This is a genomic window from Streptomyces sp. RK9, assembly GCF_045070545.1.
In the GTDB taxonomy this organism is placed as follows: Bacteria; Actinomycetota; Actinomycetes; order Streptomycetales; family Streptomycetaceae; genus Streptomyces; species Streptomyces alboflavus.
Map to the genome: position 1 here is coordinate 1,682,102 of NZ_CP173703.1, position 15,832 is coordinate 1,697,933.

General features: G+C 72.2%; 10 protein-coding genes. 4 read left to right on the forward strand and 6 right to left on the reverse strand.

Going from position 1 to position 15,832, the window contains the following annotated elements; all coding sequences use genetic code 11:
• Positions 1-54: 54 nt before the first annotated feature.
• From AB6L24_RS06540 to AB6L24_RS06565, 6 genes are all read right to left on the reverse strand, one after another.
• Entirely contained in the window at positions 55-1,698 is a 1,644-nt protein-coding gene (locus AB6L24_RS06540) for a cytochrome bc complex cytochrome b subunit (RefSeq protein WP_405653107.1), read from the reverse strand.
• Between the two features lie 104 nt (positions 1,699-1,802).
• On the reverse strand, positions 1,803-2,948 hold the full coding sequence (gene dgoD / locus AB6L24_RS06545) for a galactonate dehydratase (RefSeq protein ID WP_405653110.1): 1,146 nt from the start codon (positions 2,946-2,948) through the stop codon (positions 1,803-1,805).
• Positions 2,949-3,051: 103 nt separating this feature from the next.
• The gene (locus AB6L24_RS06550) at positions 3,052-3,927 is read right to left on the reverse strand and encodes an SDR family NAD(P)-dependent oxidoreductase (protein ID WP_405653112.1); all 876 of its coding nucleotides are present in this window, start codon (positions 3,925-3,927) and stop codon (positions 3,052-3,054) included.
• Between the two features lie 24 nt (positions 3,928-3,951).
• Positions 3,952-5,301, reverse strand: coding sequence for a cation:proton antiporter (locus tag AB6L24_RS06555; protein ID WP_405653115.1), 1,350 nt, complete (start codon positions 5,299-5,301; stop codon positions 3,952-3,954).
• Positions 5,298-5,423 (reverse strand): hypothetical protein, encoded by a 126-nt coding sequence (locus AB6L24_RS06560; RefSeq protein ID WP_405653118.1) that lies wholly within the window; start codon positions 5,421-5,423, stop codon positions 5,298-5,300. The genes AB6L24_RS06555 and AB6L24_RS06560 overlap by 4 nt, the downstream gene beginning before the upstream one ends.
• A gap of 205 nt (positions 5,424-5,628) precedes the next feature.
• A complete protein-coding gene (locus tag AB6L24_RS06565; RefSeq protein ID WP_405653120.1) occupies positions 5,629-6,498 on the reverse strand; it encodes a metallophosphoesterase family protein in 870 nt (289 codons plus the stop codon).
• A 132-nt stretch (positions 6,499-6,630) separates the two neighbouring features.
• Here AB6L24_RS06565 and AB6L24_RS06570 point away from each other — a divergent pair, with 132 nt between their 5' ends.
• From AB6L24_RS06570 to AB6L24_RS06585, 4 genes are all read left to right on the forward strand, one after another.
• Positions 6,631-9,861, forward strand: coding sequence for an NACHT domain-containing protein (locus AB6L24_RS06570; RefSeq protein ID WP_405653123.1), 3,231 nt, complete (start codon positions 6,631-6,633; stop codon positions 9,859-9,861).
• Positions 9,862-10,375: 514 nt separating this feature from the next.
• Positions 10,376-12,472, forward strand: a complete 2,097-nt coding sequence (locus AB6L24_RS06575) for an ATP-binding protein (RefSeq protein WP_405653125.1) — start codon at positions 10,376-10,378, stop codon at positions 12,470-12,472.
• A 6-nt stretch (positions 12,473-12,478) separates the two neighbouring features.
• Positions 12,479-14,098 carry an ABC transporter substrate-binding protein gene (locus tag AB6L24_RS06580; protein ID WP_405653128.1) on the forward strand — a complete coding sequence of 540 codons (1,620 nt, stop codon included), beginning with the start codon at positions 12,479-12,481 and terminating at the stop codon, positions 14,096-14,098.
• Between the two features lie 419 nt (positions 14,099-14,517).
• Positions 14,518-15,558, forward strand: a complete 1,041-nt coding sequence (locus tag AB6L24_RS06585; RefSeq protein ID WP_405653131.1) for a radical SAM protein — start codon at positions 14,518-14,520, stop codon at positions 15,556-15,558.
• Positions 15,559-15,832 lie beyond the last annotated feature (274 nt).

Consider the following 15,832-nt stretch of genomic DNA (forward strand, 5'->3'; position numbering starts at 1 on the left):
GCGCCTGACGGAACGCCACCTCGCGCACCGGGCCGCGCAGGGGTCCGGTGCGTGTCAGTGGTGCCCGTCCCCGCTGTGAATGCGCCGGTACTCCTCCGCCGTGGCCTTCGGCACCTGCGCGCCTGGGCCGTACATCGCCCGGGAGAGCCGCGCCCGCAGCCGTTCCGAGCGGGGCACCTTGCGGGCCACGCCGTTGGCGTCGACCAGGGGCCCGACCTCGTGGGGCCGGGGCTGTTCGTGCGCGGTGAGCGTGTACCGCTCGGCCTGGCTGAGGGGCTCGTGGACCTCGATGTACTCGCCGTGCGGCAGGCGTTTGATGAGGCCGCTCTCGCGCCCGTGCAGGACCTTGTCGCGGTCGCGGCGCTGCAGTCCCAGACAGATCCGGTGGGTGACGACGAAGGCGAGCGGCGGGGCGACGAAGAACGCGACGCGCACGAACCAGGTGATGGCGTTGATGGAGAGGTGGAAGTGCGTGGCCCACAGGTCGTTGCCGCCGCCGACCATCAGGACGCCGTACAGCGTCAGCCAGGCCACGCCGAGGCCCGTGCGGACGGGCGCGTTGCGCGGCCGGTCGGCGATGTGGTGCTCGCGTCTGTCCTTGGTGACCCAGGACTCGATGAACGGATACGCCCCGATCGCCGCCATGATCAGCGGGAACAGCGCGAAGGGGATGAAGACCCCCAACTGCAGGGTGTGCCCCCAGGCGTTGATCTCCCAGCTGGGCATCACCCGGATCAGCCCCTCGGAGAAGCCGAGGTACCAGTCGGGTTGCGCACCGGTGCCGACGAGGTCGGGGCGGTAGGGCCCGAGCGCCCACACGGGGTTGATGGTGGCGATGGCGCCCATCATGGCGAGGACGCCGAAGACGAGGAAGAAGAAGCCGCCGGCCTTGGCGATGTAGATGGGCAGGAAAGGCGCGCCGACCACGTTCTTCTCGGTGCGGCCAGGACCGGCGAACTGGGTGTGCTTGTGGTAGAAGACCAGGATCAGATGGGCCACGACCAGGCCCAGCATGATGCCCGGCAGCAGCAGGACGTGCACGGCGAAGAGTCTCGGAATGATGTCGTGGCCCGGGAACTCCCCTCCGAAGAGGAAGAAGGAGAGGTATGTGCCGATGACCGGGATCGACAGGATGGCGCCCTGCGCGAAGCGGATGCCGGTGCCGGACAGCAGGTCGTCGGGGAGCGAGTAGCCGGTGAGTCCGGTGATGAGGCCGAGCATCAACAGGGTCCAGCCGAACACCCAGTTGAGCTCGCGCGGCTTGCGGAACGCGCCGGTGAAGAACACCCGCATCATGTGCACGAGCATCCCGGCGACGAACACGAGCGCCGCCCAGTGGTGGATCTGCCGGATCAGCAGACCGCCGCGCACCTCCATGCTGATGTCGACGGTCGACTCGTAGGCGCGCGTCATCAGGACGCCCTTGAGGGGTTCGTACGAGCCGTTGTACTCGACCTCCAGGCCGCTCGGCTCGAAGAACAGGGTGAGCCAGACGCCGGTGAGGATGAGGATCAGGAAGCTGTAGAGGCAGATCTCGCCGAACATGAAGGACCAGTGGTCCGGGAACACCTTGCGCATCTGGGTCCTGGCGAGGGTGTGCACGCCGAGGCGGCCGTCCGCCCAGTCGGCGACGCGTTCCCCCTTGCCGGGACCGGGGTCGCGTGTGCCGGGGCCGGTGTTGCGGGCGCGTTCGCTCATGCGGCTCCCCCCCTCGGGCGGCTACCAGGGTAGGTGCGCCACGCGCCCCGGCGACAGGGTCGTGCGGCCCGCCGGGAAGAGGGCCCCCTCGGCCCTCGCGGGCCTCACCACTCGGCGAAGGAGCCGTCCTGGTGCCGCCACACGGGGTTGCGCCAGGCGTGCCCGCTCCGGTCGGACGCGCGCACGGCGTCCTCGTCGACCTCGACGCCGAGCCCGGGCAGGTCCGTGCGGTGGGCGTGCCCGTCGGTGAAGCGGAACGGCTCGGTGTCCACGACGTACGACAGGAGGTCGGCGCTCTTGTTGTAGTGGATGCCGCGGCTCTGTTCCTGGATGAGGAAGTTCGGGGTGGTGAAGGCGAGTTGGAGGCTCGCGGCGAGGGCGATCGGGCCGAGCGGGCAGTGCGGGGCGAGCAGGGCGCCGTGGGTCTCCGCGAGGGCGGCGATGCGCTGGACCTCCGTGATGCCGCCCGCGTGCGACAGGTCGGGCTGGGCGACCGCGATGCCCGCGGTGAGGGCGGGCAGGAACTCGGCGCGGCTGTAGAGGCGTTCGCCGGTGGCGATGGGGACGGGGCTCGCCGCGACCAGGGCGGGCAGCAGGTGGCTCTGGTCGGGCAGCAGCGGCTCCTCCGCGAACAGCGGGTGCAGCGGGGCGAGTTGGGCGAGGACGCGGCGGGCGCTCGCGGGGGTGAAGCGGCCGTGGAAGTCGACGGCGACGTCCCGGTCGGGGCCGAGGGCCTCGCGGGCGATGGCGACGCGGTCGACGACGGCGGCGGTCTCGGCGGGCGTGGTGAGGGGCGACGTCGCTCCGGCCGCGTTCATCTTCACGGCGGTGAAGCCCGCCTCGACCTGCTCGGCGATGTGCTCGGCGAGCACGGCGGGCTCGTCGCCGCCGACCCACGCGTACACCCGCGCCCGGTCCCGTACGGGCCCGCCGAGCAGGGCGTGCACGGGCGCGCCGTACGTCTTGCCCGCGATGTCCCACAGGGCCTGGTCGATGCCCGCGACGGCACTGGAGAGGACGGGTCCGCCGCGGTAGAAGCCGCCCTTGGTGAGGACCTGCCAGTGGTCCTGGATCCGCAGCGGGTCCTTCCCGATCAGGTACTCGGCGAGTACGTCCACGGCGGCGCGCACCACTTCGGCACGTCCCTCGACGACGGGTTCGCCCCAGCCGACCACGCCGGCGTCGGTCTCCACGCGGCAGAACAGCCAGCGGGGCGGGACGAGGAAGGTCTCCACGCGGTCGATCCTCATGGTGTGTCCGTCTCTCCTCGCTCGGGGCGGTGGGCGGTGGGGTGCGCGGCGGTTCGGGCCCGGGCGGGCCCAGGCGGACCGGGTGCGCGGCGGTCGGCTCCCCTCAGGCGGAGTCCTTCACCACGCTCCAGCCGCCGTCCACGGTCAGGCTCGTCCCCGTGACGTACGACGCCTCGTCGGCGGCGAGGAACGCGATGGCCGCCGCGACCTCCTCCGGCGCCCCGAACCGCCCGGCCGCCGTCCCCTCGACGCTGCGCGCCCGGTCCTCCTCGCCCACGTTTTCCCACGCGGGCGTCAGGATCGGCCCCGGCAGGACGGCGTTGACCCGCACCTCGGGCCCGTACTCGACGGCGAGCTGCCCGCACAGGGAGACCAGGGCGCCCTTGCTCGCCGCGTAGGCGGGGCGGCCCGGGATGCCGGTGCGGGCGTGCACGGAGGAGGTGAGGACGACGGCGCCGCGGTGGGCGCGCAGGTCGGGCAGGACGGCCTTGACGCCGAGGAACGTACCGGTGAGGTTCACCGCGAGCTGGTGCTCCCAGGAGGCCTGGGTCATGGCGTGGGCGGGGGCGACCTCGCAGGCGTAGGCGTTGCTGGAGAGGACGCCGACGGGGCCGAAGGCGTGCGCGGCCGCGACGACCCGGTCCCAGTCGGCGGCGTCGGCGACGTCCGCGCGGACGAACACCGCGCTGCCGCCGCCGGCCCTGATGCCCTCCGCGGCCGGCTCGCCGCGGTCCGCGTCCACGTCGGAGACGACGACGGCCGCGCCCTCGGCGGCGAGGCGGACGGCGGTGGCGGCACCGATGCCGGAGGCGCCACCGGTGACCACGGCTACCTTGCCGGTGAAGCGGGAGGCGGGTGCGCTTGGGTTCACGTGCGGCGTCCCCTCGTGCGGGTGGGTGGCGCGCCGCTCCCCGGCGTCCGTGCCGCGCGGGGGTGCCGCGCGGACGGCCCGCCGGGGAGCGGCGACCGCTGGTGGCATGCGCCGTCCACTCTATGTCCGGCGCTAGCTCCGGACACCTGCCGACTCAGCGGCCACGCCGCCCTCCGCGGTCTCCGGAAGTGCCCCGGACGCCCCGGATGCCGCTGATCCCGTAGATCCCGTAGATCCCGCCGATGCCGCCGATCCCGTAGAGACTGTGGATGCCACGTTGTCCTGCCGTGCCGCCCGCCGGTCCAGGAACCCGAGCACCGGGCCCGTCATCGCCGTGGTGACGAGGGCCATGACCACCATCAGGGAGTACAGCGACTGGTCCAGGAGGCCGAGTTGCAGGCCGACGCCGAGGATCACGAGTTCCGTGAGGCCGCGGGTGTTCATCAGCGCCGCGAGCTTGCCCGCGCCGTGCGGCGTCAGGCCCTGCGAGCGCGCCCCGACGTAGGTCCCGCCGAACTTCCCGGCGACGGCGACCAGCAGGATCACAGCGAGTTCGAGCAGCCCGCTCACGCCCACCCCGCGCAGGTCGACCTTGAGGCCCGCCACCACGAAGTACACGGGCAGCAGGAGCGAGGTGACGTGCCCGGTGCGCTCGCACACCTCGTCGCGCAGCGCCCCCGCGCCGTCGCGCGGCAGCACGACGCCGAAGAGGAAGGCGCCGAAGATGTAGTGCATGCCCATGGCCTCGGTGGCCGCGGCGCAGAGCAGCGCGCCGACGAGGAGCACGCCGAGCCGGTTCGCGCTCAGGCCCGTGGCGCCGCCGGTGTCGAGGACGCGCCGCAGCAGCGGCCGCAGGGCGACCAGGAGCGCCGTGAACGGAATGAGCAGCGTCACGCGCCAGTAGTCGTCGGCCCCGCCGACCACGGCCTGCACCCCGGCGAGCGCCGACCAGGCCACGACGTCGACGAGGGCGGCCGTGGCGAGCGCGATGCCGCCGATCTCCGTACGGGACAGGCCGCGGTCGGCGAGGATCCGCGCCAGCACCGGGAAGGCGGTGACCGACACGGCCAGGCCCATGAACACGATGAACGCGGTGCGCTGCGGCGTGTCGTGGTCGCGCAGGAGCCACAGGGCGAGGCCGACGCCGAGGACGAACGGCACCAGGGTGGAGCCGAGGGCCGCGCCCGCGCTGACCCGGGTGCGGCCGCGCAGGACCCGGTGTTCGAGTTCGAGGCCGACGACGAACATGAACAGCGCGACGCCGATGTCGGCGAGCGCCGTCAGGAGCGGGCGCACGTCGGACGGGAAGAGATGGTCGGCGAAGAAGCCACCGAAGAGCGTGGGCCCGAGCAGGATGCCGCCCAGGATCTCCCCGACGACGGGCGGTTGTCCGATCCGCGCGGCGAGCGCGCCGAGACCGCGGGCGAGCGCCAGGATGAGCGCCATGTCCAGGAAGAGCAACTGCACCTGGTGACTGGTCATGACCGGGCCAGCCCCTCACCGAAGTCACGGGCGGTGACGCCGACTTCGGCGACTCCGTGCGTGCGGGCCTTCCCGTGCGCGCGGGCCTCCCCGTGCCCGTACGCCTCCCCTTGAACGGACATGTCCCCGTGAACGTAAGTGACTGCGTGAACTTTCGTATTGGACCGCATCAAGCTGCTCCCCTGTCGCATCCCTCGGTCTGTGCACTCTGTTCGCAGTGGGCTCAGACTCGGCGAGGGGCACTGACAGCCCCCTGACGCAGAACGACGGTGATCGTCGTGAGGCGACGGGTGGGCGGGGAAGCGGAAGGGGAGGCGGGCGCGGGTGTCAGGTCCCGGTGGGGCGCGGTGCGGGCAGGATCTGCCGCAGCCGCGGCGAGGGGTGCCGCTCGCGCTGCCACTCGCGCGGATAGCCGACGGAGACCTCCACGTGCGGAACGCCCTCGTGCCAGATGGTGCGCGGGATGTGCAGATGGCCGTAGACGACGGCCGCGGCACGGTAGCGCACGGGCCAGTCGGCGGTGGTCTCCGTGCCGCACCACAGGGCGAACTCGGGGTAGTGCAGGATGCGCGTGGGCTCCCGGACGACCGGCCAGTGGTTGATGAGGACGGTCGGCAGCTCGGGGTCGAGGGCGTCGAGCCGGTCCTTGGTGAACGCGACGCGGGCGCGGCACCAGTCCTCGCGGGTGGCGTACGGGTCCGGGTGCAGGAGCACCTCGTCGGTGCAGACCACGCCGGTCTCGTACGCGTAGGCGAGGGCGTCCTTCTTGGTGTGCTTGCCCGCGGGCCGGAACGTGTAGTCGTACAGCAGGAACAGCGGGGCGAGCACCGCGGGGCCGCCCTCGCCGCGCCAGACCGGGAACGGGTCCTCGGGGGTGTGCACGCCGAGGCTCCGGCACAGCTCCACGAGGTGGCGGTAGCGGGCCTCGCCGCGCAGTTGGTTCGGGTCGTCGCGGGGCGTCCACAGCTCGTGGTTGCCGGGCGACCAGATCACCGTGTCGAAACGCTCGGTGAGGGTGCGCAGCGCCCACTCGATGTCGCTCATCATCTCGCCGATGTCACCGGCGACTATCAGCCAGTCGCCCTCGTGTTCCGGCCAGAGCTCGTCGACGAACTTCCGGTTCTCGGCATAGGCGATGTGCAGGTCACTGATGCCGAACAGCCTCGGCGCCCGTCGGGATGCGGCAGATGTCGTCACCACGTGAGGCTAACCGACGCGCGGTGCCGCGCCGCAGTCGCGCCCCGGGTGCTCCACGCGACCTCGGTGCGCCCTCGGCGACCAAGGTCTAAGGTGCCCAGAAGGCGGTTCTGGTCACGGACGGGGGCTTGAGTGGACGCCGGCACGGTGGGGCTTCGGATCGCGTCGTCGGTGATGGTGCCGCTGGTGAAGCGGTTGCTGCTGCCGCCCAAGAGTCTGCCGGGGGCCGAGTTCGGCGAACGGCCGGTGCGCATCGGGCGGCTCCTGTCGTTCACCGGCGACAAGCGCGTCCTCAGCGAAGCCGATCTCTACCAGCTCGCCCGCGAGTTGGTGCGCCGCGCGATGCGCGCCGCGGGCCCCCACGACCCGCCCATCGCCCCCGACGAGCAGAACGCCGTCGGCTACGCCCTCGGCCACACCCTGCGCGCCCTCGGCGAACTCGACATGGACGACGTGCAGGCCTACGACCTCGGCCCGGAGAAGCTCGCCGCCGCCCTGGTCCGCGCCAGCGCCCCGGAGACCCGCGCGCTGCTCAGCGCCGACGCCGCCCGCCTGCACGACCGGCTGCTCGTCACGGCCTGTCTGCACCTGGTCCACCAGTTCAGCCGACGCCCCGGATTCGAGGCCCGCACCCAGGTCGAGACGCGCCGCAGCCTGAGCGAGCAGAAGGAGCAACTGCGGCTGCTCCTGGAGCGGCTGCCCGCGACCCTCGCGGAGGACACCGCCTTCGAGCAGGCCTACGCCGACTACGTGGTCACGCAGCACAGCAGCCTCACCATCCACGGCGTAGACCTGCACGACCCGCAGAGCCTGGCCTGGCCGCTGGAGACCGCCTATCTGAGCCTGGAGGCCGCCCCCGCCCGCGACCCCGCCGAGCCGGTCCCCGGGGCGGGCAACGGCGACCCCGACGGCCGCGGCGCCGACCCCGACCCGGAGTCCGACCGCACGGCGGGCCCCGTCGAGACGGCCCTCGCCGCGCACGACCGGGTGCTGCTGCGGGGCGTCGCGGGGACCGGCAAGACCACGCTGGTGCAGTGGCTCGCCATCACCACCGCCCAGCAGGAACGGGTGCCGGGCCATCTGCCGCAGCTCCTCGGCCGGGTGCCGTTCGTGCTCCCGCTGCGCACGCTGGCCCGCGAGGACACCGAACTGCCCATGCCCGACGGCTTCCTGAAGTGGATCGACTGCCCGCTGACGGGCAGCGAGCCCAAGGGCTGGGCGGTGCGGGTGCTGCAGGCGGGCCGCGGCATGCTCCTCATCGACGGCGTCGACGAGATCCCGGAGGCCGAGCGGCCCCGCGCGCGGGCCTGGCTGGCGAAGCTGCGCTCCGCCTTCCCCGGCAACCTGTGGCTGGTCACGACGCGGCCGTCCGCGCTGCCCCGGGACTGGCTCGGCCGCGAGGGCTTCCGCGAGTTCACGCTCACGCCGATGCGACCGGGCGACGTACGGCGGTTCGTGCGGCGCTGGCACGAGGCGGCCGGAGCGGGCGACGAGCTCGCCGGGAAGCTCCTTCCGCTGCTGCGGGCCTCGCCGGAGCTGAGCCGCCTGTCCACCAACCCGCTGCTGTGCGCCCTGATGTGCGCGCTGCACCGCGAGCGCCGCGGCTTCCTGCCGCCGGGCCGGATCGCGCTGTACGAGGCCGCCCTCTCGATGCTCCTGGAGCGCCGCGACCGCGAGCGCGACCTGTACGGCCGCCAGCCGCCGCCCCTGGACCAGATGTCCGCGACGGAGCCCCTGAAGCGCCTCGCGTACTGGCTGATCCGCAACGAACGCACCATCCTGCGGCGGCAGGACGCCGTCGACCTGGTGGAGAAGCTGCGCCCGTCCGTGCCCCAGCTCGCCGCCGTCGGCACGTCCGACGACGTGCTCCGGCTGCTCCTGGTGCGCACCGGCCTGCTGCGCGAACCGGCCGAGGGCGCCGTGGACTTCATCCACCGCACCTTCCAGGACTTCCTCGGCGCCAAGGCCGCCCTGGAGGAGCACGACATCGGCGCCTTGGTCGCGCACGCGCACCTCGACCAATGGGAGGACGTCCTGCAGATGGCCGTCGCCCAGGCCAGACCCGACGAGCGCGCCGACCTCCTCACCCGGCTCACCGGCCGCGCCGACCGCGAGGAGGACGACACGGTGCGCGCCCGGCTGCGGCTGCTCGCGCTCGCCTCCCTCGGCCAGGCCACCCGCCTCGACCCGGAGGTCCGCAGGACCGTCGAGGAGCGGGCCGCGCAGCTCCTGCCGCCCCGGAGCATGCGCGAGGCCAGGGCCCTCGCGGAGACCGGGGCGCTGCTGCTCGGCCTGCTGCCCGGCGCCGAGAGCCTCACGGGCGACGCCGAGGTCACGACGGTGCACGCGATCTGCCGCATCGGCGGCGACGCGGCCCTGGCCCGGCTGCGCGAGTTCGTGACCACACGCCAGCCCGCGGTGCGCTCCCAGCTCCTCGCGCACTGGGACCGGTTCGACACCGACGCGTACGCCGAGGAGATCATCAAGCCGCTGCTCGCGGCCGGCGCGGGCGAGGCCGTCACGGTGCGCTCGGCGGCCGAGCTGAAGTCGCTCAGCGCGATGTCCGGGTACGAACGCGTGGTGCTCCAGGGCGACTTCGCCGAGCGGGACATCGTCGGCGCGCTCGACGCGGAGGGGCTGCGCGAGCTGCGCCTGCGCGGCAACATGCGGCTGACGTCGCTCGGCTTCCTGTCGACGTTCCCCGCCCTGGAGGCCTTGGCCCTGCACGGCTGCCGCGCCATCAGCGACACCGCGCCGCTGACCCGGCTGCCCCTGCTGCGCCGTCTCACCCTCGCCGACCTGCCCCAACTGGAGCCCCTCGCCCGGCTTTCGGCGTGCCCGCGCCTCGACTCGCTGCTCCTGGGCGCCGCGGTGCCCTGGCGCGGACTGCGGGACCTGCCGCGGCCGGGCGCGCTGCGGCTGCTCGCGCTGCCGCCGGACGCCGTCGAGCTGGCCGCCATCACCGCCCTGACGGAGCTGCGGGAGCTGCGCCTGCACAACGCGAGCGACCGGCTGCGGCCGGACGACTGGGACGCGCTGCTCGCCCAGCTGCCCGCGCTGCGCACCCTGCGGCTCTCGCACGAGCAGCTGAGCATGATGCTGTTCCCGCCGGGCGCCCGCATTCCGCAGCTCACCGGCCTCGAAGTGCGCTCGCGGCCCGGCGCCGCGGTGTCGCTGCGGCGGATCGCGCGCCGGCTGCCGGGACTCGAAGAGGTCCACCTCTCCCTGTTCGACACGGTCGACCTGGTGCATCTGGCGGGCCTTCCGGCGCTGCGGCGGGTGCGCCTGGACTATCCGGGCGAGGTGCATCAGGCGGACGAGCTGCCCGCGCGGGTGGAGTTGACGGTGCGGCCGCGGCACTGAGGGCGTGCCTGCGCGCGGCTCTGGGTACGTGCTGTGCGCGCGGCTCTGCGTACGTGCGTGCGCGTGACCCTACGTACGTGCTTGCGCGCGGCTCTGCGTACGCCCCCGCGCGCGTCCCGCGGCCGCGCCCCTCCGCGCGCCCGCTCCCGATCGGTTCCCGACCGCTCTCGACCTTGATCCCGTCGAAATCTGAGCGGCAGCCGACCGAACAACCACCGGAATCGGACCGTCCGAGGACCGCCGTCCGACCTCGTTCCGACCGCCGTCCGACCGGCTCCGGACCCGCTCCGCCACGAGCCCCCGATCGCATACCGCACCGTGTCACGGATCCGCCGTAATATGCCCGATCGGCTCGCCCGTAAGCCCTGGCCAGGGGATAGTGGGAGGTGTAACTTCTTTCACCCTCAAAGCAGTTGACCCCGGCAAGGAGCAGCGAAGGAGCGACGCGGAACCCGCGTGACCGGCGGGACGAGACACCAGCGGGCGGCCAAGGACGGGAGCGGAATCCGGCGAGATGCACACATCCGAAACGCCTCGGCTGTACGCACGCGATCCGCTCCTCCACTCCCTCCTCCCCCGCCTCACCGGCCTCGCCTACGCCGAACGCGCCCGCGTGCCCTGGGAGCACGACAAGGACCTTCCGCTCGTCCTCCTGACCGGACGCCACGGCATGGGCCGCACCGCCGTCCTGCGCGCCCTGGAGCGCCACTACGCGGGGCGGCTTCCGCTCGCCCTCGTCGACACCGCGGCCTGCGCGCTCGTGGTCGAGCTCCTGGAGGAGCTGGTGTGCTCCCTGGCGCCCGGCCTCGGCAGGCGCTTCCCGCTGCTCCTGCCGGGCCTGATCTCCGTGTTCGCGAGCCACGGCGGCACCGCGGACGGGCGGAGCCGGGCCACCACCCGCATCGCCCGCCTCCTCATCGCCTGCCACCTGGAGTCCGGCACCGAGGCGAACGTCGCCCAGCGGTGGGCAGGACGGCTGCGCACCCGCCTGGACGACGCGCCCCGCGCGGGGGCGGGCGCGGGGGCCGGCGGCGCCGCTTCCCGGCCCGGCGCGCACGCCGTCACGCAGGCGGCGCTCGCCGAGTACTTCGAGCGGTACACCCGCTCGCGCGCGGCGGCACCCCTGCGCCAGTGGTACCAGGAGCGGTACGCCGAGTCCGAGTCCGCCACCGCGGGCGCGGCGGCCGACGGCCAGGACGGCGTCGTGCGCCTCGCCGACTGGTTCCGCCGCGGCGGCGACTACCGGCACGCGGCCGAGCAGACCCTCGTGCACGCCTTCCTGGAGGACATCGCCGCCGCCCGCAGCAAGTGGCAGCGCCTGAACCGCGACCCGCGCCCGCTGACCCTGCTCGACAACACCCACTCCCCCGCCGGCGCCCGCCTGGTCGACCTGATCCTCGAGTACCGCGCCCGGCCCGGCGCCGCCCACCACGACCCGCTGGTCGTCGTCGCCACCCGGCTCGGCGACGCGCCGCCGGAGGCCACCGAGGCCGCGCACCGCGAACTGCCGGACCTGGTGACCTCCACCCGCTGGCGGCGCACCGGCCACGCCCCGTCGGCGGGACTGCTCGTCGTACCGCTCACACCGCTCAGCCGGGACGACATCCTGCTGATGCTGGACGCCGCGTCCGCGCCCCTGCACCCGTATCTGGCGTCCGCCCTGCACACCCTCACCGGCGGGCACCCGCTGGCGAGCGCCGTGCTGTGCGACGCCGTCCTTGACCACACCCGCGCCACGGCGTCCCGCGGCGCCGCCCCGCGCCCGCCGGAGGGGCCGCTCGGCCCGCGCAACCTCCTCGAACTGACCACCCCCGACGGCCCTTCGGTCACGCAGGCGATCCTGGAGCGGCTGCTGCCCTCGCCGCAGCAGCGGTCCCGCCTCGTGCCGCTGTCCCTGGCCCGCGACAGCACGGCCGCGCAGGCCCTGGCCGCCCATCTGCGCCTGGAGGGCCCCGAGCAGCTGCCCGCGAACGCGGCGGCCGACTACCTGGAGGCCGAGCACTGGCAGCACGACACCCCGCAGGACCGCCCGCTCGCCGCCGACCCGCTGCTGCACACCCTGCTGGTGCACGAGGCGCGCCGCACCTCGCACGGCGCCGACTCGCGCCGCGGCTGGCAGGAGATCCACGGCTTCCTGCGCCGCCACCACACCACGCGCGGCGAGGACAGCGAGGCCGACGCGCTGCGCCACACGCTGGCGGCCGGGGACGCCAAGACGGTGGTGGCGGCGCTGTCCGAGGAGTTCCAGTCGGAGCAGGACCGGCAGAGCGCGCTGCGCTGGCTGAACTGCCTGAGCTATGCGGCGACGGCTCCGGCCCCGCCGTCGGCGGACTGGGACGACGAGCGGGCCGCGATGGCCGCGGGCGCCCACGACGACCGCTACCACGACATAGACGAGATCGACCGCTGCATCAACAGGCTGCTGCACGGCCTGTGGTATCTCTCCGACGCGCTGGCCGAGCCGGAGGCCGACCTCTGCGACGACATCGGAGCCGAGCTGGCCTTCCTGTCGCTGCGGCACCAGACGTGGCGGGCGGTGCTGAGCCAGGCCGCCCGCACCTGGCCTGCCGCCGTCCGTGACAAGCGCCCCCTCCCGCTGCCCGAACTGTGAGGAAGCATGTTCCTGAGCCGCCGCAACGGGTTCGGTCCCCTCGACAAGGCCATCGCCGTCCTGGTGCCGCTGGTCCTGATCGCCGTGGGCGTGGTCGTGTATCTGGCGACCCGCCCGGAGGACTGCGCGGGTGGCCTCGCCAAGCGTGACGGCCAGTGCGTGGGCGTCACGGACTCCGCGTTCGACGCGAACGACGACATCAAGGGGCTGATCCGGGCCGTCGCGGACGAGAACACCAGGGTGGAGAAGGCCTGGGAGTCGCCGAAGAAGGGCCAGACGCGGATACCGTACGGCCGGATCGCGCTGATGATGCCGTTCACCTCGGACGATTCCAGCGCCATGACCGCGCCGATGATCCGCCGTGCCCTCGCCGGCGCGCACGCCGCCCAGCTGCGGGCCAACAGCGGCGGCGGGCCGCACTATCAGCTTCTGATGGCGCCCGACGGCAAGGACCTCGACAAGTGGCAGCCGGTGGTCGACGACCTGGAGGACCTGACGGACGACCGCGAGTCGCCGCTCGTCGGGGTGATGGGCCTGCCCAGCAGCACTCCTGAGACGCGGGACGCGATGCGGGCGCTCAGCGACCGCCGGATCGCGACCGTCGGTCCGGTCATCACCTCCGCCGACATGAACGCCCCCTATTTCTTCAAGACCTCACCGAACAACGACCTCCTCGCGGACGCCCTCGGTCAGTACCTGAAGAAGAACCGCGGTGCGGGCAAAGGCTTCCTCGTCTTCGACAGCCGCCCCGACGACGTGTACTCCCGCAATCTGCAGAAGCTGATCGAGAAGAAATTCGGCGCGAAGTACGGGCTGCGCAAGCGCTCGGCGTCGTTCCTCGGCTCGACGGGACCGGACGCGGGTATCCCGCAGCGATTCCAGTCCGCCGCGCAGAAGATCTGTGTGACCGATTCGGACACGGTGTTCTTCGCGGGTCGCGACCAGGATCTCCCGGCACTCGTGAAACGCCTGTCACAGGAGCCTTCTTGTGACCGCAGCAGTCCCGTGCGCATCCTGAAAGTGGGAATCGGTCTCGACCCGACGCTCACCACGCCCGAACTCACGCAGATGCTGCGCGACACGAAGACCACGATGGTGGCGGCCGCGTCCGTGACGAGCGAGTGGTGGCGGAACAAGAGCACCGCGCCCGACGGTCTCGGCGGCTTCCTGTCGGTCTTCGACAAGCTGAAGAAGCCGTACGGCCTCGGCGAGAAGTCGCTCGACGACGGCTACGCGATCATGTACCACGACGCGTTCATGCTCCTGGCCAACGCCTTCGACCGCTCGTACTCGGAGGCGAACGAGCCCACCGGCGGCTCCACCAGGACTCCGGACCCGGCGCGCACGCCCACCAAGGACGACGTCTACAACACGCTGATCGACGCGAGCATCGTCGACACCGGCGACTCCACGCGCTGCATCGGCTGCCTCCAGGGCGCCGCGGGCACGTACGGCTTCGAGAAGTCCTCCGACACCGACGACACCGATCAGTGGCCGGTCTGCAAGCCCGTACCGGTGATCGAGTACCCGGCCGTGCCGGGACGCAAGGCGCAGGACACCTTCCGGACGTTCGAGAAGACGTTCAAGCACCCGTGCCCTGACGACGTCACCCGCGGCGAATCCTGAACCGCTCCACCGATTCCGTACCCGGCCCCGCCGATTCCTGACCTGCCCCGTCGCGGCAATTCGCCGCGTGCGGCGCGCGGTGGCACGTGACAAGAACACGTGCCCGGCACATTTGGCCTGATCCCATGGCGCGATAGATGTTTACTCAACTTCCTGGTTGTCTAGACCCATTGACACTCCAGGAAGCGCTCTCCTACTGTCGCGGACGTCGATCGGACAACGCAAAACGTCGCCAAAAGCGCGTGGAGGGGTTCGTGAACAGCACTGAAGGTGCCCGCGATATCACCATGGCAGCGCCCCGGAACGGCGAAGGCCTCCCGGACGTCAGTCTCGATCAAGCACACTCGCCACAGAAAGTCATGGCGCACGGCGATCTCCTACGACGATTCGTCGCCGGTGAGGAGATCAAACCGGTCCACATGCGAATCGGCATCATGGGCGCCTGCAATATGCGTTGCAACTTCTGCAACTTCCATTCTCCGAACGAGGAGCAGTTCTACGACCTGTTCTCGTTCAAGGACTCCCTCACCACCGACAAGGCGATCACGCTCCTCAAGGAGTTCGCCGAGAACGACGGCCGCGCCGTGACCTTCTGCGGCAGCGGCGAGTGCACCATCCACCCGGGCTACGCCGACATCTGCTACGCCGGGCACGACAGCGGCCTGCACATCGGCCTGATCACCAACGGTTCCCGGCTCGGCCGCCCCAAGGTCGCCGACTGTGTGACCGCGACGCACACCTGGGTGCGCGTCGGCATGAACGCCGGCACCGAGGCGACGTTCAACGACATCACGCGCGACCGCGAGCAGACCTTCTCCAAGTTCATCGGGACGATCGGCAAGCTGCGCGACAACGCCGTCGCACCGGACTTCCGCATCGGCTTCAACTACGTGATCACGATGCAGAACTACCGCGAGATCGTCGAGGCCGCCCGCATCGCCCACGAGTCCGGCGCCCACTATGTCCGCTTCGAGCCGGAGTTCTACAGCGCGATGGGCCACGAGACCATCGAGACCGTCATGGCGGAGATCTCCGGCTCGCTCGTCGAGGCCGCCGCGATGTCCACGGACGCCTTCGAGGTGTCGGTGCCCAAGCTGGACCGGGGCCCCATGGACCAGGTGGAGGAGGTCGAGGGCGACTTCGAACGCTGCCACTACAGCCGCTTCGTGACGGCCGTCGGCGCCGACGGCCACCTCTACCCGTGCCCCCAGGTCCACCTCAACAGCCGCTACCGCATCGGCGACGTGGTCGACCTCGGCTACCCCACGGTCCTGGACGGCGGCCCGCGCGCCGAGTGGGAAGCCACCAACCCCAACCGCACCGACCTGTGCAAGTCGTGTTTCTACCGCCCGCAGAACGAGCTGCTCGAGCTCCTCAAACGCGGCCAGATCAAACTCGACGAGGCACTGGACGCGTACGCGGTCGAGGTGCCGCAGACTCTGCACGCGGACTTCGTGTAGGGGACCACCCCGGCGCTCCACGCGGACTTCGTCCAGGCACGGCCCGGGCGCCTGGCTCGCACTCCATTCGCCCTGTCACCCGACGCCGAACCTTCCCCTACAAGCCCGCCCTTCCCCTCTCACCCCCGCCACCTCTCCTTTCAGCCCGTCCGGCGTTTGAGGACGAGCCGCGAAGCGGCGATCAGCGGGGGCCGGGGGCGCAGCCCCCGGTTTCGGGAAGGGGCGGGCCTGGGGCGCCCCCGCGAGGGCCCCCACCTCCACCCACACCGACGCC